This is a genomic window from Opitutia bacterium (genome assembly GCA_016217545.1).
Taxonomy (GTDB): domain Bacteria; phylum Verrucomicrobiota; class Verrucomicrobiia; order Opitutales; family Opitutaceae; genus Didemnitutus.
On sequence record JACRHT010000017.1, the window covers coordinates 541,120 to 558,523 of the forward strand.

General features: G+C 66.1%; 17 protein-coding genes. 6 read left to right on the forward strand and 11 right to left on the reverse strand.

All coding sequences use genetic code 11. From position 1 onward, the window contains the following. Positions 1–73 precede the first annotated feature (73 nt). The 9 genes from HZA32_18265 to HZA32_18305 form a co-directional block, all read right to left on the reverse strand. Positions 74–1,729 (reverse strand): citramalate synthase, encoded by a 1,656-nt coding sequence (locus HZA32_18265; GenBank protein MBI5426022.1) that lies wholly within the window; start codon positions 1,727–1,729, stop codon positions 74–76. Then, positions 1,686–2,423: a class I SAM-dependent methyltransferase gene (locus HZA32_18270; GenBank protein ID MBI5426023.1), complete on the reverse strand. Its 738-nt coding sequence runs from the start codon at positions 2,421–2,423 to the stop codon at positions 1,686–1,688. The genes HZA32_18265 and HZA32_18270 overlap by 44 nt, the downstream gene beginning before the upstream one ends. Before the next feature lie 5 nt (positions 2,424–2,428). Then, positions 2,429–4,033, reverse strand: a complete 1,605-nt coding sequence (locus HZA32_18275) for a 2-isopropylmalate synthase (GenBank protein ID MBI5426024.1) — start codon at positions 4,031–4,033, stop codon at positions 2,429–2,431. 323 nt (positions 4,034–4,356) lie between these two features. Further along, the gene (gene ilvC, locus HZA32_18280) at positions 4,357–5,367 is read right to left on the reverse strand and encodes a ketol-acid reductoisomerase (GenBank protein MBI5426025.1); all 1,011 of its coding nucleotides are present in this window, start codon (positions 5,365–5,367) and stop codon (positions 4,357–4,359) included. A 51-nt stretch (positions 5,368–5,418) separates the two neighbouring features. Then, positions 5,419–5,586, reverse strand: coding sequence for a hypothetical protein (locus HZA32_18285; protein ID MBI5426026.1), 168 nt, complete (start codon positions 5,584–5,586; stop codon positions 5,419–5,421). Next, positions 5,583–6,155, reverse strand: coding sequence for an acetolactate synthase small subunit (ilvN, locus tag HZA32_18290; GenBank protein MBI5426027.1), 573 nt, complete (start codon positions 6,153–6,155; stop codon positions 5,583–5,585). The genes HZA32_18285 and ilvN overlap by 4 nt, the downstream gene beginning before the upstream one ends. 18 nt (positions 6,156–6,173) lie before the next feature. Further along, complete coding sequence (gene ilvB / locus HZA32_18295; GenBank protein MBI5426028.1) at positions 6,174–8,087, reverse strand: biosynthetic-type acetolactate synthase large subunit; 1,914 nt, start codon at positions 8,085–8,087, stop codon at positions 6,174–6,176. Positions 8,088–8,119: 32 nt separating this feature from the next. Further along, the gene (gene ilvD, locus HZA32_18300) at positions 8,120–9,793 is read right to left on the reverse strand and encodes a dihydroxy-acid dehydratase (GenBank protein ID MBI5426029.1); all 1,674 of its coding nucleotides are present in this window, start codon (positions 9,791–9,793) and stop codon (positions 8,120–8,122) included. A 296-nt stretch (positions 9,794–10,089) separates the two neighbouring features. Beyond that, on the reverse strand, positions 10,090–11,025 hold the full coding sequence (locus HZA32_18305) for a putative sulfate exporter family transporter (GenBank protein ID MBI5426030.1): 936 nt from the start codon (positions 11,023–11,025) through the stop codon (positions 10,090–10,092). A 63-nt stretch (positions 11,026–11,088) separates the two neighbouring features. On the opposite strand from HZA32_18305, the gene queA reads away from it, so the two are divergent. From queA to HZA32_18320, 3 genes are all read left to right on the forward strand, one after another. Continuing rightward, positions 11,089–12,177, forward strand: a complete 1,089-nt coding sequence (gene queA / locus HZA32_18310; protein MBI5426031.1) for a tRNA preQ1(34) S-adenosylmethionine ribosyltransferase-isomerase QueA — start codon at positions 11,089–11,091, stop codon at positions 12,175–12,177. A 190-nt stretch (positions 12,178–12,367) separates the two neighbouring features. Beyond that, positions 12,368–12,952, forward strand: coding sequence for a YceI family protein (locus HZA32_18315; protein ID MBI5426032.1), 585 nt, complete (start codon positions 12,368–12,370; stop codon positions 12,950–12,952). Between the two features lie 86 nt (positions 12,953–13,038). Next, positions 13,039–13,398, forward strand: a complete 360-nt coding sequence (locus HZA32_18320) for a hypothetical protein (GenBank protein ID MBI5426033.1) — start codon at positions 13,039–13,041, stop codon at positions 13,396–13,398. Between the two features lie 49 nt (positions 13,399–13,447). Here HZA32_18320 and HZA32_18325 read toward each other — a convergent pair whose 3' ends face one another. Beyond that, complete coding sequence (locus HZA32_18325) at positions 13,448–14,356, reverse strand: hypothetical protein (GenBank protein MBI5426034.1); 909 nt, start codon at positions 14,354–14,356, stop codon at positions 13,448–13,450. On the opposite strand from HZA32_18325, the gene HZA32_18330 reads away from it, so the two are divergent. The 3 genes from HZA32_18330 to HZA32_18340 all read left to right on the forward strand — a co-directional run bounded on the left by HZA32_18330 (position 14,349) and on the right by HZA32_18340 (position 16,589). Next, complete coding sequence (locus HZA32_18330; protein ID MBI5426035.1) at positions 14,349–14,558, forward strand: hypothetical protein; 210 nt, start codon at positions 14,349–14,351, stop codon at positions 14,556–14,558. The genes HZA32_18325 and HZA32_18330 overlap by 8 nt on opposite strands. A gap of 139 nt (positions 14,559–14,697) precedes the next feature. Then, the gene (locus HZA32_18335) at positions 14,698–15,672 is read left to right on the forward strand and encodes an acetyl-CoA carboxylase carboxyltransferase subunit alpha (protein ID MBI5426036.1); all 975 of its coding nucleotides are present in this window, start codon (positions 14,698–14,700) and stop codon (positions 15,670–15,672) included. Positions 15,673–15,731: 59 nt separating this feature from the next. Continuing rightward, complete coding sequence (locus HZA32_18340) at positions 15,732–16,589, forward strand: DMT family transporter (protein ID MBI5426037.1); 858 nt, start codon at positions 15,732–15,734, stop codon at positions 16,587–16,589. Positions 16,590–16,736: 147 nt separating this feature from the next. Here the strand turns inward: HZA32_18340 and leuD are convergent, their stop codons facing one another. Continuing rightward, positions 16,737–17,339: a 3-isopropylmalate dehydratase small subunit gene (gene leuD / locus HZA32_18345; GenBank protein MBI5426038.1), complete on the reverse strand. Its 603-nt coding sequence runs from the start codon at positions 17,337–17,339 to the stop codon at positions 16,737–16,739. Between the last annotated feature and the right edge of the window lie 65 nt (positions 17,340–17,404).

Consider the following 17,404-nt stretch of genomic DNA (forward strand, 5'->3'; position numbering starts at 1 on the left):
TGATGCTGAGTATTTTGCACGGGAAATAACGGCCGTGCGCCGCGTGGATTGGGATTTGCTGACCAGCCGTTTTTTACACGGCGGCCGGCGTTTTCGTGGAAACAGGAGTGAGCCCGAACTCGTAACCATCGGCCAATGCGAGCCATGTGGCTTCGAGGATGTTGGGGCCGGCGCCGACCGTGCTCCAACGGGCGTCGCCGTTGTGCCAGTCGATCAGCACGCGCGTGATGGCGGCGGTGCCGGAGCCGGTGTTCAGGATGCGGACCTTGTAGTCCGCCAAGTGTATGCCGCGCACGACCGGGAAGTGCGGTTCGAGCGCCTTGCGGAGCGCACGGTCGAAGGCGTGCACCGGACCGTCGCCGCTGGCGGCGGTGTGCACCTCGTCGGCCTCGACCTGGAGCTTGATCGTCGCCTCGGCGAAACGCTTCTCGTCGTGGCGGCTGACCATCACGCGATAATTGATGAGCTTGAACGGCGCGGCGTATTCCGGCGCGCGACGACGCACGAGCAACGCGACGCTGGCCTCGGCGGCCTCGAACGAGAACCCCTCGTTCTCCAGCGCCTTGATGTCCTCCACGACCTTCGCGCCCGTCTGCGCGTCGAGGCCGGACACGCCGAAATGCTCGGCCTTGGAAACAAGATTGGCGCGGCCGGAGAGCTCGCTGACGACGACGCGCATCTCGTTGCCGACTTTCGTCGGCTCGATGTGCTGGTAGGCATCGGGATGACGCAGCATCGCCGAAACGTGCACGCCGGCCTTGTGGGCGAACGCGCTGTGACCGACGTAGGCCATGTGCTCGTTGAGGGAGAGATTCGCGACCTCGGCCACGAAATGCGCAACTTCGTAGAGGCGCGCCAAGGCGCCGGCGGGCAGCGCGCGCACACCGAGTTTCAACTCCAAGTTCGGCACCACGATGCAGAGGTTGGCGTTGCCGCAGCGTTCGCCGAAGCCGTTGACCGTGCCCTGCACGTGCGCGGCGCCGGCGCGGACGCCCGCGACGGTGTTCGCCACGGCGCAACCGGTGTCGTCATGCGTGTGCATGCCGATGCGCTGCGCTGGACCGAAGAGCGCACGAACGGCGCGAACGGTGTCCTCGACCTGCCACGGCAGATGCCCGCCGTTGGTGTCGCAGAGCGTCAGTGTTTCCGCCCCACCCTTCTGCGCGGCGGCGAGCGTTTTGAGCGCGTAGTCGGGATTCGCGTCGAACGCGTCGAAGAAATGCTCGGCGTCGTAGATCACGCGCTTCCCCTGCGCGCGCAGGTAAGCGACGGTGTCCTCGATCATGCGCAGGTTCTCGTCGAGCGTGGTGCGCAGCACTTCCTCGACCTGCATCACCGACGACTTGCCGAAGATGCAGCAAACCTCCGTGCCCGCCGCGACGAGCGCCTGCACGCTTGGATCGTCGGCGGGCGCGATGTTGGCGCGACGCGTGGCGCCGAACGCGACGATTTTCGCGTGTTTCCACGTGCGCGTGCGCGCGGCGTCGAAGAACGCGGCGTCCTTCGGGTTCGAGCCCGGCCAGCCGCCTTCGATGAAGGTGACGCCGAGCTCGTCGAGTTTCTGGGCAATGCGAATCTTGTCCTCGAGCGAATACGAGATGCCCTCGGTCTGGGCACCGTCGCGCAGCGTGGTGTCGAAAACTTCGACAGAAGCGGGGAGGACGGAAGTGGACATGATGGAAAAACTAGAGACCGGACGGGCGTCGACCGCCGAAGACGGCAAGTTCATGAATTTTGAAGAAGCAATCGACCTCTTCGAAGCCCGCGGCGCGCAGCCACGAACACTGCGTCTCGACGGGCGCGAGGATGTTGGCCGCCTTGTCAGGCCGGCGGTGAAATTCATCCGCGATTTGCGCGCGAGAGCGACCGGTGCCGCGCGCGGATTCGACGGCAAAAGCATGATCGATGAAATGCCCCTCGAAGATCGCCGTCGTCAGCGATGCCGCCGGCGCCACGTGTTCGACGTTCACGAACCACCCACCCGGCCGCAACAGCGCGAATATCTCCGCGTAGAGACTGCGTTTGCGAGAGTCCGGCTGATGGTGAATCGAATAGCCGGAAACCACGGCATCGAACGGCGCAAACATCTTCACCGAGGCCAGCCACGTGGACGTGGCGTAGTCGGCGAGCGCAAACTCCAGACCATCCTTCTCCGACGCGAGCATTTCCCGCGCACGTCGGAGCATGGGCTCCGAGAAATCCAGCAACACGCCACGACTCGCTGGAAAACGCGCCCGCATGGCGGCGCCAAGCACACCATCGCCGCATCCGAGATCGAGAAACGTTCCCACGCTTTCGCAGCCCGCGGCGAGCACGTCGAGCATCACTCCGCTCTGCGCCTCACTGAATGGTATCGCTTGTCGCCGCGATAGATAGTCGGCGACAACCTGATTTTCTTTCCAAACTTCAGCGACGGCGCACATGGGACTCAGTGCGCGGCGTCGGCCGGGACGCTGGATTTCTGCGCGTGCACCGGCGCGGCGTTCTGGCGCGAGAGCACGAGGTTGACCGCCGCGAGATAAGCTTTCGCACTCGCGACGATGATGTCGGTGTCGGCGCCGTGGCCGTGCGCGGAACGTTGGTCGTCGTGCTTCACGCGGACGGAAACTTCGCCGAGCGCGTCGATGCCTTCGGTGACGGCATTGACGACGAATTCAACCAACTCGACCGGGGTGCCGACGATCGTCGCGATCGCCTTGTAGGTCGCGTCGACCGGGCCGGTGCCCACGGCGGCGTGCACGTGCAGTTTGCCGTCGGGGCCTTTGAGACGGACGGTGGCAGTCGGGAGCCCGGTCGTGCCGCAGGCGACCTGGAGATCTTCGAGCGTCCAGAGTTCGGGCGCCTGCGTGCGCTCGTCGTTGGCAAGCGCGATGAGGTCGGCGTCGTGCACCGATTTTTTGCGGTCGGCGAGTTTCTTGAACTCGGCGAAGGCGCGCGCGAGCGCCTCGCCTTCGAGCGGATAACCGAGTTCGGCGAGGCGCTTCGAGACGGCGTTGCGGCCGGAATGCTTGCCGAGCACGAGCGTCGTCTGCGTCGCGCCGACGTCCTCGGGACGCATGATCTCGTAGGTCTGCGCGTTCTTGATCATGCCGTCCTGGTGGATGCCGGACTCGTGCGCGAAGGCGTTGGCGCCGACGATCGCCTTGTTCGGCGGAACGGGATAGCTGGTGACGCGTGAGATGAGCTTCGAGGCGCGGCAGAGCTGCTTCGAGTCGATGCCGGTTTGCAGGCCGACTTTCTCGCCGCGCGTCTTGATCGCCATGACGAGTTCCTCAAGCGAGGCGTTGCCCGCGCGCTCGCCGATGCCGTTGAGCGTGACTTCCGCCTGACGCGCGCCGGCGCGGAGGCCTGCGAGCGTATTGGCGACGGCGAGGCCGAGGTCGTCGTGGCAATGCGTGGAAATGATCACGTCCTTCGCGCCGGGCGTGTTGGCGATGACGCCGGCGATCATCGCGCCGTATTCGTCGGGCATGGTGTAGCCGACGGTGTCGGGAATGTTGAGCGTGGTCGCGCCGGCTTTGATGACGGCTTCGAGCACCTCGTAGAGAAACTTCGGGTCGCTGCGGCCGGCGTCCTCGGGCGAGAACTCGATATCGGCGCAGAGCGAACGCGCGAACGTCACCATCTCGACCGCGCGCGCCACGACTTCGGGGCGCGTCATGCGGAGCTTGTGCTGCAGGTGAATGTCGCTCGTCGCGAGGAAAGTGTGGATGCGCGGGCGCTTGGCGCCTTTGACGCCTTCCCAGGCGGTCGCGATGTCGTTGCGCGTGCAGCGCGCGAGGCCGCAGATGATCGGCGGCTCGCTTTGCGGACGGCCTTCGACGGGAGTCTGGCCAACCTCGGCGGCGATAGCTTGCACGGCGGCGAGATCGTCGGGCGACGCCGCCGGGAAACCCGCCTCGATCACATCGACGCCAAGTCGCGCCAGCGTGCGGGCAACTTCAAGCTTCTCGCTCGAGGTCATGGAGGCGCCGGGAGCTTGCTCACCGTCGCGCAGGCTGGTGTCGAAAATGCGGACGTAATTCGAGGACATGATGGGATCGGGTTGGAGAAACGAAAAACGCAGCGGTTATCGCTGCGTGTGGGGGCGCGGATCGCGCGGAGTGGAGAAGAGCGGGTTGACGAAGACGAAAGAGTCGGGAACGCCCGCGGCCGAGGGACGCGTAGCGGGTTCCGCGGCGGAGCGCTGGGAGCGCGGGTCCGCGTGGGCATCGTTCGGCGAGAACAAGTCCGTCACGCGGAAGGTGTCTTCACGGCGCGCGGACGAGGAGGCATTGTTCATGGTGATTTTGTAGGGAGAGAGGTGGCGGGCGGCCGCAAGCGACCGCCCGCCGGGGTAACACAACACCAAATCGGTTATTTCGAGATCACGACGGGATTGAGGAACGGCATCATGGCGCGGAGCTGCACGCCGACCTTTTCGATGGGCTGGCTGCGCTCCTTCTTGCGGAACGCGTTCATCGTCTTGCGGCCGTGCTTCTCGTTTTCGGCCATGAAGCGCTTGGCGAACTTGCCGCTCTGGATGTCGGCGAGGATGCGCTTCATTTCCTTCTGCGTCTCCTTGGTGATGACGCGCGGGCCGCTCTGATAATCGCCCCACTCCGCCGTGTCGGAAACGGAGTAGCGCATGTAGTTCAGGCCGCCGCGATACATCAGGTCGACGATGAGCTTCAGCTCGTGGAGGCACTCGAAGTAGGCGATCTCCGGCTGATAGCCGGCGTCGACGAGCGTCTTGAAGCCGGCTTTCACCAGCTCGGAGCAACCGCCGCACAACACGGCCTGCTCGCCGAACAAGTCGGTCTCCGTCTCTTCGGTGAACGTCGTCTCGAGCACGCCGGCGCGGGTGCAGCCGATGCCGCGCGCGTAGGAGAGCGCGAGGGCCTTGGCCTTGCCGGAGGCGTCCTGGTGCACGGCGTAGAGTCCGGGGACGCCGCCGCCCTCCTGGAACACTTCGCGCACGCGGTGGCCGGGGCTCTTCGGAGCGACCATGCACACGTCGACGTCGGCCGGGGGCTTGATGCCGCCGAAGCGGATGTTGAAACCGTGGGCGAAGAACAGCGCCTTGCCGGCGGCGAGATTCGGAGCGACGGACTCGCGGTAGACGCGCGCGGCGACGTGGTCTGGCACGAGCATCATGATAACGTCGGCCCATTTCGCGACGGCTTCGACGGTGTCGACTTTGAGGCCGGCCTTCTTGGCCTTCGGGCGGGACTTGGAGTCCTTCGCGAGGCCGACGCGCACGTCGACACCGCTGTCGCGGAGATTGAGCGCGTGGGCGTGGCCTTGGGAGCCGTAGCCGACGATCGCAACTTTGCGGGCGCGGATCAGCGAGAGGTCCGCCTGCTTGTCGTAATAGATTTTAGCCATGGGTATTAAAAGTTGAGAGTTGAGAGATGAGGGTTGAGAGAAACGGGAACGTTAGCGCGTGAGCTCCGGTGTGAAATGCGAGCCGCCGAAGAAATCGTAGTCCGCCGCGACGGGTGCAGCGTCGGCGGCGGGCGATTCCTCGAAGAACTCGTTCAGCGACGGCGCGGTGGTGTCCGAACGCTGAAAGCTGAGCGCTGAAAGCGGATTGCTCTGCTTCATACGGACATTGAGACGCCGGCGTGGCTGTGGTCGTCGGCCGCGCTCGCGGCGACCTCCGCGCGCACGAGCGGCGGATTGGCGGAGAGCTTGTCGTGGCCGCGCGCCATCGAGACGGAGCCGGTGCGGACGAGCTCGAGGATGCCGTAGGGACGGAGCACCATCTCGAACTTACCGATTTTCTCCGGCGTGCCGGTGACTTCGATGACGAGCGATTCCTCGTCCACGTCGACGACGCGGGCGCGGAACATGTCGACGAACTCAAGCACCTGCGAACGCGTGGCGGCGGTGACCTTGACCTTCACGAGGCCGAGTTCGCGGTTGAGCGCCGGCTTGTGCGTGAGGTCGTCGACGCGGAGCACGTTGACGAGCTTGTAGAGGTTGGCCTCGACGATGCGCGCGCCGGCGTCGGTGGCGTCGACCACGACGGTGAGACGCGAGACGCCGGCCTGCTCGGTGCGGCCAACGGTGAGAGAGTCGATGTTGAAGTTGCGGCGGCGGAACAGCGAAGCGACGCGGTTCAGCACGCCGGGCACGTCCTCGACGTAGGCGATGAGAGTATGTTTCGGCATGGCGGGATTCTCCTCGGGTTAGCGGCGCTTGCCCGCCTTCGTCGCTTTCGCGACCACGGGGCGGCTCGACTTCTTCGAAGTCTCGGCGGATTTTTTCTTCAGTGACGGCGCGGGCTTGCGCTTCGCGGCCGGGACGGAGGCGGCTTTTGACGGACCGCCGGTGAGCGTGAGTTCGGAGACGGCGGCGCTCTCGCCGTTGGGCATCTGCCACTCCTTGTCCGCGCCGGACTCGGCGAGGATTTCGCGCTTCGGGCGGCGGATCATCGCATCGAGGTCGGCGCCGGCGGGCACCATGGGGAACACGGCGTCCTCCTGCTCGACCACGAAGTCGACGACGGTCGTGCGTTTGTCGGCGAGCACGGCTTTGACCGTCGAGTTCACCTCGGCGCGCTTGTCGCAACGCAGGCCGTTGAGGCGGTAGGCTTCGGCGAGTTTGACGAAGTCAGGACCGGTCATCGGCGTGGCGGCGTAGCGCTTCTCGTAGAAAAACTCCTGCCACTGGCGCACCATGCCGAGGAAGGCGTTGTTGATGATCGCGACGTTGACCTTGATGCCTTCCTGCTCGGCGGTGGCCAGTTCGCACGAAGTCATCTGGAAGCCGCCGTCGCCGACGACCACCCACACGTCTTTTTCCGGGCAGGCGAATTTGGCACCGATGGCCGCGGGGAGCGCGAAGCCCATCGTGCCGAGGCCGCCGGAGGTGATGAGCGAACGCGGCTTCTCGTGGCGATAATACTGCGCTTCCCACATCTGGTGCTGGCCGACGTCGGTAACGACGATGGTGTCGCGATCCTTCGTGGCGCGCCAGAGGTCGTTGATCACGTGCGCGGCGTAGAGGTGGCCGTTGTCGGGGAGCGCCTGGATGTCGCGCACGGCGGAGTCGCCCTTCATCTCAGCGATCTTGGCCCACCATTCGCCGCGGTCCGAAGTGCGGACCTTCGGGAGCAATTCCTCGAGCACTTCGCGGAGATCGCCGATGAGCGGCACGTCGACGTGGACGTTCTTGTTCACTTCGGACGGGTCGATCTCGACGTGAATCTTCTTCGCGTGCGGCGCGTAGGTCTTGAGGTTGCCGGTGACGCGATCGTCGAAGCGCATGCCGAGCGCGATGAGCAGGTCGGCTTGTTGGATGGCCTGATTGACCCACGCCTCGCCGTGCATGCCCATCATGCCGAGGTTGAACGGCGAGGAAGCCGGCACGACACCGAGGCCGAGCAACGTGACCGCGATCGGGATGCGCGCGGTGTCGGCGAGTTCGAGCACCTGCGCGGTGGCGCCGGAGAGCTTGATGCCTTGGCCGGCGAGGATCACCGGGCGCTTGGCGGAATTGATCAACTCGAGCGCGCGCTCGTATTCGGTCGGCAACGCGCGGAGGTTCGGGCGATAGCCCGGAAGCTTCGGCGCGGCCGCTTCCCAGTCGAACTCGGCGGTGAGTTGCTGCGCATCCTTCGTGATGTCGACAAGCACCGGGCCCGGGCGACCGCTCTTGGCGATGTAGAATGCCTCGCGGATGACGCGCGCGATGTCGGCGGTTTTCGTCACGAGGTAGTTGTGCTTCGTGACCGGGAGCGTGACGCCGGTGACGTCGGTCTCCTGGAACGCGTCCGTGCCGAGCGCACGCGAGCCGACCTGGCCGGTGATGCACACGATCGGGGACGAGTCCATCATCGCGGTGGCGATGCCGGTGACCATGTTGGTGGCGCCGGGGCCCGACGTCGCGATGGCGACACCGACCTTGCCGCTGGCGCGCGCATAGCCGTCGGCCATGTGCGTGGCGCCCTGTTCGTGGCGCGTGAGGACGTGATGAATCTGCGGATACTTCGTCATCGCGTCGTAGGTCGGGAGGATCGCGCCGCCCGGGTAACCGAACACGACATCCACGCCTTCGCGGATGAGGCATTCCCAGATGATTTCTGCGCCAGTGAGTTTCATGCGTGAAAGAATTTTGGAGGTTGGAGAAAAGCTCAGGAAGTCACCGCGCCCTGCGCGGCGGACGAGACGGTGTTGGCGTATTTCGCCATCACGCCGCGCTGGTAACGCGGCACGGGCGGCGTCCAGCCCTGGCGGCGGTAGGTGAAGTCGACCGCCGCGACCTCGACGTGCAATTTGCGCGCGGCGACGTCGATTTCGATGATGTCGCCTTCGCGCACGAACGCGATCGCGCCACCCACGAAGGCTTCGGGCGCAACGTGACCGATGGACATGCCGCGCGTCGCGCCGGAGAAGCGTCCGTCGGTGAGCAACGCCACCGAGTCGGCGAGGCCGGCGCCCGCGAGCGCGGCGGTGACGCCGAGCATCTCGCGCATGCCGGGGCCGCCCTTGGGCCCTTCGTAACGAATGACGACGACGTCGCCCGCCTTGATCTTCTGCGCGGTGGCCGCGGCCATGGCGTCCTCCTCGCAGTTGAACACACGCGCCGGGCCGCGATGCTTTTGCACGCTGCTGCCGGCGACTTTGAGCACGCAGCCTTCCTCGGCGAGATTGCCGCGGAGGATGACGAGGCCGCCGTGCGGCTTGAAGGGCTTCTCGACCGAGCGGATGACCTGCTGGCCGGGCGTCTCGGGCGCGTTCTTCACTTCCTCGGCAAGCGAACGACCGGTGACCGTCGGGCAACCGCCGGTGAGCAATCCGCCCTCGAGCAGACGGCGGAGCAGCAGCGTGATGCCGCCGGCGGCGTGCATCTCGGGCGCGGTGTAGAGACCGCCGGGCTTGAGCGTCGCGATGGTCGGCGTCTGGTCGCTGAGACGATCAAAATCCTCGAGCGAGAGCGGCACGCCGACCTCGTGAGCGAGAGCGATGAGGTGCAACACGGCGTTGGTCGAACCGCCCGAAGCGGCGACCGCGCGGATGGCGTTCTCGAACGCCGGCCGAATAAAGATCTGCGCCGGGCGCAGGTCGCGACGCACGAGTTCGACGGCGAGTTCACCGCAGCGGCGCGCCGCGTCTTTCTTCGTCGGATCGACCGCGGGAATGCCGTTCAAGCCCGCGGGCGAGATGCCGACGGCCTCCATGACGGTGGCCATCGTGTTCGCGGTGAACTGGCCGCCGCACGAACCCGCGGTCGGGCACGCGGCGTTCTCGACGCACTTGAATTCCTTTTCGTCGATCTTGCCGGCGTTGAACGCGCCGACGGCTTCGAACACGTCCTGCACGGTCAGCGCCTTGCCGTGGTGATCGCCGTGGTTGATCGACCCGCCGTAGAGGGCGAGGCCCGGCACGTTGACGCGAGCGAGCGCCATCATGACGCCGGGGTTGGTCTTGTCGCAGCCGGAGAGGCAGACGAGGCCGTCGAGGTAATTGCCGCGCACGACGAGCTCGATGGAATCGGCGATGACTTCGCGCGAGATGAGCGAGGTCTTCATGCCCTCGGTGCCCATCGTGATGCCGTCGGAGATGGAGACGGTGTTGAATTCCATCGGCGTGCCGCCGGCCGCGCGGATGCCGGCTTTCACGGCCTCGGCGAGTTCGCGGAGGTGATAGTTGCATGGACCAATTTCGGTCCACGTGTTCGCGATGCCGATGAGCGGCTTCTTGAGGTCCTCGTCGGTGAATCCGACCGCCTTGAGCATGGCGCGCGCGGGCGCCCGGCTGACGCCCTCGGTGATCGCCCGGGAGTTCTTGCGCAGGTCTTCGCTCATGCGCGTGCAGCCCCCGTGGCGGGGCGGTTGAGGTGGTGGTTGAGGACAGTTTTCATTCGGAAAAAAGAAAGGCCACCCGGTTTGGGCGGCCTTTTCGAAACTTGGAGAGTTGAGTCTCTTTAGTTGTGCGAAAGCCGCCCGTTGGAGGGGGTAAGCAGAATGACGACCGCAATAATAAGAGCGGTGAAGAGGTGAAGGGAGAGCTTGAGGCTCGACGTCATTCGAGAAAAGAGACGGGCGAATTTCTGCGGGTCAGAGGAGAATCGGTCAACGGCGGTCTTTCTTTATGACAGCACTTAGACCGCGCGACGGATCACGAGCAGCGAAACCACGCTAACTGCCAGCCACAGCGTGATTCCCATCGCAAATGGCCGCCAGCCGACGGAGCGGAGATTTTCCCGGGAGAGGCTGGCCCCAATGAGAAACAGCGTGACAGCGAGCCCCGCCTTGGCCGCGCTGACCCAGAATTGATACACTGGGGCCCCGGCGGGAAACGCCGATGCGAGCGCCGAAGCCGCGATGAACAGCAGCACAAACCACGGAATCACGGCCTTCGCACCGCGCTGCTTCTCCTTCCACGCCGCGACCGCCACCAGAGGCAGAATCCACAGCGCGCGCGCCAATTTCACCGGCACCGCGATGGCGAGCGAAGCCGCGGAGTATTTCGCCGCCGCACCCACGACCGAACTCGTGTCGTGGATGGCGATGGCGGCCCAATAGCCGAACTGCTCCGGCGTCAGCCCAACCAGGTGACCGATCGCCGGAAAAAGGAAAAGCGCCACGGCGTTCAGCACGAACACGCAACCCAGCGCCACCGACATCACTCCCGCCTCCGCGCCGAGCACCGGCCCCATCGCCGCGATGGCACTGCCGCCGCAGATCGCCGTGCCCGTTGAAATGAGCTGCCCCGTCGTCCGCTCGACTGCGAACCACCGCGCGAGCAACACTCCGAATCCGATCGTCGCAGCCAGGGTGAGCGCGGTCGTGACGACGCCAGTCGAACCGGCCTTCATCACCGCGCTGAATTGGATGCCGAAACCCAGTCCGACGACCGAAGCCTGCAACAGGTATTTCTGCACCTTCGCCGCGCGCTTCGCGTCGGTGTTGCCAATGAACACCGCAAACACCAGCCCCGCGAACAACGCCACGGGCGGCGTGACCCACGGCAGGCCGCACGCGACCGCGACGAGCCACAGCGCGGGTGTTTTCCAGGTTGGCGGCGCGGCGGACATCTCCGACGGTTGCCAGCACTTGACCGCCAACTCCAGCCGGGAAACAAAGACCGCTCGGACTTCGTGAAAACCGATCTCTTCGACTACCCGCTCCCCGAGCACCTCATCGCGCAAACGCCCGCCGTGCAACGCGACGCCTCGCGCCTGCTCGTCGTGCACCGCGCCGAGCGGCGCATCGAGCACCGGCATTTCCGCGAAATCGGCGACTACCTGCGCGCGGGCGACACGCTGTTCCGCAACAACGCCGCCGTCATCCCCGCGCGCCTGCACGCCCGCCGCCCGACCGGCGGCGCGGTCGAGTGCCTCCTGCTGCGTCCCGCCGTCAACGCACACGACGAGTGGTGGTGCCTGCTGCGTCCCGGCCGGAAGGTCCCTCCCGGCGAGACCTTCGGCCTCCCCGGCCAGTTCGCCGCCACTGTGCGCGAAAAGAATGCCGAGGGACTCTTCCGCGTCGCGTTCGTCGGCGACGGCGGCGCTGACATCCTCACGATCGCCAACCGCATCGGCGAGATGCCGCTGCCGCCTTACATCACCGAACGCGGCGACGATTCCGCGAAGGCCATCGATCGCGAGCGCTACCAAACCGTCTACGCCGACCGCGCGCACCAAGTCGCCGCCGCCGCGCCCACTGCCGGCCTGCATTTCACGCCGCAACTACTCGGGCAACTTGCCGGCGCCGGCGTGCGCTTTGCCGACGTCACGTTGCACGTGGGCCTCGGCACGTTTCGCCCCATCGCCGCCGAGAACGTCGAGGACCACGTCATCCACCGCGAGGTCTACGAGGTCCCCGCCGCCACCCAAGCCGCGCTCTTCGCTCCCACCGCTCCCGACAATGCCGCGCCACGCCGCATCGCCGTCGGCACGACGTCCCTGCGCACGCTTGAAGATTTCCGCCGCCGCCACGCGGCACCGCTCGGACGCGACTACCTCGGCGAGGCCGACATCTACATCCACCCGCCCGCGACGTTCGCCGCCGTCGACGCGCTGATCACGAACTTCCACCAGCCCCGCTCCACCCTGCTCTGCCTCGTCGCCGCTTTTCTCGCGCCCGGCAGCACGGACGGCATCGCGTGGTTCCGCGAGATCTACGCCGAGGCCGCCGCGCGCGGCTACCGTTTCCTCAGCTACGGCGACGCGATGCTCATCCTCTAAAAAACAGAGGCCGCATCGCCCTGCCTCGCCCCGGCAATTTGCCGTAATACGGCAAATTGGCCAGGGCTCACCCGCGCACACACTGGCGAGTGCAAACAGCCTCCAGGTGCGGCGAAGAACCCGCTCGAATAAATTAGTTGCAACCGCAACAAACCGGGCTACCCGTCTGCGTCCTCAACCTCTGAACCAAATGAAACGTCTCCTTACCCTTGTTGCCACCCTCGCCCTCGTCGTCGCCGCGCGCGCCGACGCCGTCACCTACAAGATCGACGCGACGCACTCGTCCGTCGGCTTCAGCATCCGCCACCTCGTCTCGAAGTTCTCCGCGAGCTTCGCCAAGGTCGAAGGCTCCATCACCTTCGACGCCGCCGCGCCCGAATCGAGCAGCGTCGAGGCCACCGTCGCCGTCGGCTCCGTCAGCACCGCCAACGAGAAGCGCGAAGGCCACCTGAAGAGCCCCGACTTCTTCGACGAGGCCAAGTTCCCGACCGCCACCTTCAAGTCCACGTCGTGGAAAAAGACCGGCGAGAACACTTTCGACGTCGCCGGCGACCTCACGATCAAGGGCACGACCAAGCCCGTCACCCTCCAAGTCACGCTCCTCGGCACCGGCCCCGGCATGGGCGGCGCGACCGTTTCCGGTTGGGAAGCCACCGCGAAGATCAACCGCAATGACTTCGGCGTCTCCTACGGCCCGAAGATCCTCGGCGACGAAGTCACGCTGAACATCGCCATCGAAGCCGGCTACAAGCCCGCCGCCGCCGCGAAGAGCTGAGTTCTCCCAACAATTTTCTCCACGCAAACAGGACGGCCCGCGAGGCCGTCCTTTCTTTTTGGCCGCACCTTGCTACGTTGCGCCGCGTGACCGCCGACGAGCTCCAACACCTGATCGAAGACGCCACCTTCGACTACACCATGGGCGCCAACGACGACGCCCTCGCCAAGCTCGCGCGCGCCACCGCCGCCGCGCCCGACTCGTTCGCGGCGTGGCACGCCGCCGCTGAGATCAATTTCGGCCTGCGCCGCTTCGACGACGCCCTCCACGCCGCCGAGCAAGCGCATCGCCTGCAGCCCGACGACCTCTTCATCAACACCACCCTGTCGCGCGTCTGGATGGAAAAAGGCGACAAGGCCAAAGCCGAGCACTTCGGAGCTCAGGCGAAAATCGCGAGCTGGAAGGACCAGCTGAAAAATCCCGCCGCCCACCAAGGCGGCCTGTGAGCCATCGCGAACCTCGCGCCGAAGACGCCCCGCTGGGCGCGCGCCGCGCTCAGATCCGTCGTTCGATCACCGCGCCGGACGGCTCCTTGAAGCGGAGCGATCGCGTCTCGGCGTTGTAGCCGTCGAGCACGACGCCGAGATTGAGTTCGACGACGTCGCCAAAGGTATACGCGCTCGCGCCAATCAGCACGCGCGGCTGGCCGGTGAGGCGGGTTCCACCGATCTTGGCCGCCTTCAACCAGCGAGCAAATCCCAGGCTCGGTTTCGGCGAACCGGCCGGCACCACAAACTCGCCGTCGCTGCCGAGCAGCACCGCGACCGCATCGCGCTTCGGCTTGTTCGTCACCTCCGGCTCGGGCGTCGGCGTCACCGACGGAGCCACCACGGGCTTCGGCGCGCCATCGACCGCGGCATTCGGATCATCGAGCATCTTTTCGACGAGGTCGTAGGCCGCCTTGTGCTTCTCACCGGCGTCCTTGATGGTCTCCTTCGCCTGCTTTAACGCGGTGAAAGGCGTCGCAACCGAGGTGGAGCTGGCGGCCGCGCCCCCGGCCTTGTCCTCCGCCGCACGCGGCGCCGCTGCGGGCGGCGGCGGAACCTCGAGCTTCGCCCGCTGCATCCGCTGATACTGAACGATGCCGGCCAGACAACCGATGAGCAGGATCACCGTCGAACCCGTCCACCAACGCACCTGCGGCCGCTTCGGCAGATTGAACTCGAACGGCGGCGGCGTTCCGGAAAAAGGCGCGGTGCTCGTCGCGCTCGTGAACGGTGGCGTGGTCGCCATCGGCACCGGCATGGGCGGGATCGTCGCGTCCGCGCCCGTGAGCAGCACGCGGGTCTGAGCATTCAGCGCCGGATTCGCGACGACCGCCGGCCGCGGACCGTTCGGCGGCGCCGTGGGGACGACCGCGCGCGGAGCCTCTTCCGGTTTTTCTTCCGCCGGCACGATGCGCACGCGCGCCTTCTTGGTCGGCGGATCAACTACGCAGGAAAACGGCATCTGCGAAATCGCCGGTCGCTCGTCCGGCACGAACGGCGTCGCCGTCGCCGACGACACTAGCCGGTTCACCACGGACGGCGGCAACGGCGGCCAGCTGCCCCCCGCCGGAGGCGACGCATCCGCCGAACTCGCTTCTCGCGGTTGCGGAGGTGATTGATCGCCCGAGGGTTGGCTCACGCCCGAGACTGCACGGGAAAACACCCTAGCCATCAAGGCAATTCTCGCTCAGTCCACCCCACGGCCGCTCGGGCCGCCCGTTGACACGCGCCCGCGCGCCTCCCTACGCTCCGCACCTTATGGATCGTCCCGCCTACCTGCTCGAGTTCGAGAAGCCGCTCCGCGAACTGGAAAAACAGCTCGACGCGCTGCACCAGCAATCGCTGGAGAACAACATCGACATGTCGGCCGAACTCTCGGCCATCGAGCAGAAGATCGAGGTCACAAAACGCGAGATCTACTCCTCCCTCACGCCGTGGCAGCGCATCCAGGTCGCGCGTCATCCGAAGCGCCCCTACGCGCTCGACTACATCCAGGCGCTTTTCAGCGACTTTCAGGAACTCCACGGCGACCGCCAGTTCAACGACGACCGCGCCCTCTTCGGCGGCACCGCCTTCTTCGAGGGCCGCGCCGTCATGGTCATTGCCCAGCAGAAGGGCCGCGACGCGAAGGAAAATGTCATCCGCAACTACGGCATGCCGCAGCCGGAGGGCTATCGCAAGGCCCTCCGCCTGATGAAACTCGCCGAGAAATTCGGCCTGCCCGTCATCACCTTCGTGGACACGATGGGCGCCTACCCCGGCGTCGAGTCCGAGGCCCGCCACGTCTCCGAAGCCATCGCCGTCAACCTCCGCGAGATGGCCCTGCTCAAAGTCCCCTCGATCGCCGTCGTCGTCGGCGAAGGCGGCTCCGGCGGCGCGCTCGGCATCGCTGTCACGGACCGCGTGCTGGTGTTCGAAAACGCCTACTACTCCGTCATCTCCCCCGAAGGCTGCGCCGCCATCCTCTGGAAGGACCGCGCCCAAGCACCCAAGGCCGCCGAGGCGTTGAAACTGAACGCCGCCAACCTCAAGGAACTCGGCGTCGTCGACGAAGTCATCCCCGAGCCGCTCGGCGGCGCGCACAACGACCCCGCCGCCGCCGCCACCGCGCTGAAGGCCGCCTTCAAGCGCCACTTGGACGAGTTGCTGGAAAAGTCCGAGGAGCAGCTCCTCGACGACCGCTACGAGCGCTACCGCGAACTCGGCCAATACCGCGAAACCGCGACGAAGTGAGCGGCCGCGGAACACTCGCGGCTCCGTCCGCCGGACGCGCCATCGCCGGCGCGAGTTGGATGGTGCTCGCCGGCGTTGCCTTCGCGCTCCTCAACGTCGCGACGCAATGGCTGACGATGCGACTCTCGCTCGCGCCCGCCACCGTGGCGTTCTGGCAATACGCCTTCGCCTTGGTGCTCGCGCTGCCGCTGTTGCGCAAACTCGGGCTCGGCGCCATGCGCACGTCGCGTCCGGTTTATCACCTGATTCGCGTCGCACTCGCCGCGCTCGGCGTCCAGGCGTGGGTCGCCGGCCTCGCGCACGTTCCGATCTGGCAGGCGATCGCCTTGGTCATGACTTCGCCGTTCTTCGTCATCGTGGGCGCGCGGCTGTTTCTCCACGAGAAGGTCGGCGCGATGCGCTGGCTGGCCACGAGCGTCGGCTTCGCCGGCGTGATGATCATCCTGCAGCCTTGGTCCGACGCCTTCACGGCTTACAGCCTGCTGCCAATCGCGGCCGCCCTGCTCTGGGGCGTGGCCTCGCTGATGATGAAACGGCTCACCCATCAGGAACGCCCCGAAACGATCACCGTCTGGCTGCTGCTCCTGCTCACGCCGCTCAACGGCCTGCTCGCGCTCGGCAGCGGCGCCGGACTCGGCCTGCCCACCGGCGCGGCGCTCGCGCTCCTCGTGGCCGCAGGAGTCCTGACGGCCGCCGCTCAACATTTCCTGACGCTCGCCTACTCCGTCGCCGACGCCGCCTACGTGCAACCCTTCGACGACCTGAAGCTGCCGTTGAACGTCGCGGCCGGCTGGCTATTCTTCGGCTACGCACCGAGCGGCTACCTATGGCTCGGCGCCGCGATGATCCTCGGCGCCTCGCTCCTCATGCTCTCGCACGAGCTGAAGCAGGGCAAACGCGCCGCAGAGGAAAGGTAGGGCGAGTCGTCCCCGACGAGCCGCCGCCCGAGACTGTTTTGATAGGGGCGCAGTCTTGCTGCGCCCTTCGTCGGTGCAAAATAGTCGTAGCGCAGGCTTCCAGCCTGCTCTGACGTTCGCTGCAGGCTGGAAGCCTGCGCTACTCGGTCACACCGCCAGATACGGCAGCTTCTTCGCGGTGTCCTTCACCGCCGGGATGCCGTCGAGGAGTTCGCCGATGGCGTCCCAGCGGCCGTTCACGAGCGCGTCGCGCGCGCTGTCGCGCTGCGTAATCGGCACGCTCGCGCCGCCGAAGCGCACTTCGAGCTTCGCGAGGTCGATCGTGATTTCAGCGGTCGGATTGGCCTCCACGAACGCGGCGAGCTTGGCGATGTCCTCGCGCTTCGCGCTGACGCACGGCATGCCGAGCGTCGTGCTGTTGCCGAAAAAAATCTCGGCGAAATTTTCCGCGATGACGGCCTTGAAACCGTATTTCTGGATCGCCTGCGGCGCGTGCTCGCGGGAGGAGCCGCAGCCGAAATTGGCGCCGGAGAGCAGAATCGTCGCGCCGGCGAAGCGCTGCTCATTGAGCGGGTGCGCGGCCTTGGAGCCGTCCGGGTTGTGGCGGACGTCGTGGAAGAGGAACTCACCGAGACCGTCGAACGTGACGCACTTCATGAAGCGCGCCGGGATGATGCGGTCGGTGTCGATGTCGTTGCCGGGCACGGAAACCGCGCGGCCGGTGACGGAGGTGATTTTGGCGAGAGCCATGAAAATTGAGAGTTGAGGGCTGAGAGTTGAGAGACAGCGGGCTTGGAGCTGATTGCTGAGCGCTG

Coding starts and splice junctions, on each gene's coding strand:
- ilvD (MBI5426029.1), bottom strand. CDS start 9,793: ATGAGCGAAGACCTGCGCAAGAACTCCCGGGCGATCACCGAGGGCGTC.
- ilvC (MBI5426025.1), bottom strand. CDS start 5,367: ATGGCTAAAATCTATTACGACAAGCAGGCGGACCTCTCGCTGATCCGC.
- HZA32_18340 (MBI5426037.1), top strand. CDS start 15,732: ATGGTGCTCGCCGGCGTTGCCTTCGCGCTCCTCAACGTCGCGACGCAA.
- HZA32_18335 (MBI5426036.1), top strand. CDS start 14,698: ATGGATCGTCCCGCCTACCTGCTCGAGTTCGAGAAGCCGCTCCGCGAA.
- HZA32_18315 (MBI5426032.1), top strand. CDS start 12,368: ATGAAACGTCTCCTTACCCTTGTTGCCACCCTCGCCCTCGTCGTCGCC.
- ilvN (MBI5426027.1), bottom strand. CDS start 6,155: ATGCCGAAACATACTCTCATCGCCTACGTCGAGGACGTGCCCGGCGTG.
- HZA32_18265 (MBI5426022.1), bottom strand. CDS start 1,729: ATGAACTTGCCGTCTTCGGCGGTCGACGCCCGTCCGGTCTCTAGTTTT.
- leuD (MBI5426038.1), bottom strand. CDS start 17,339: ATGGCTCTCGCCAAAATCACCTCCGTCACCGGCCGCGCGGTTTCCGTG.
- ilvB (MBI5426028.1), bottom strand. CDS start 8,087: ATGAAACTCACTGGCGCAGAAATCATCTGGGAATGCCTCATCCGCGAA.
- HZA32_18305 (MBI5426030.1), bottom strand. CDS start 11,025: ATGTCCGCCGCGCCGCCAACCTGGAAAACACCCGCGCTGTGGCTCGTC.
- HZA32_18270 (MBI5426023.1), bottom strand. CDS start 2,423: ATGTGCGCCGTCGCTGAAGTTTGGAAAGAAAATCAGGTTGTCGCCGAC.
- HZA32_18285 (MBI5426026.1), bottom strand. CDS start 5,586: ATGAAGCAGAGCAATCCGCTTTCAGCGCTCAGCTTTCAGCGTTCGGAC.
- HZA32_18275 (MBI5426024.1), bottom strand. CDS start 4,033: ATGTCCTCGAATTACGTCCGCATTTTCGACACCAGCCTGCGCGACGGT.
- HZA32_18330 (MBI5426035.1), top strand. CDS start 14,349: ATGCGCACGCGCGCCTTCTTGGTCGGCGGATCAACTACGCAGGAAAAC.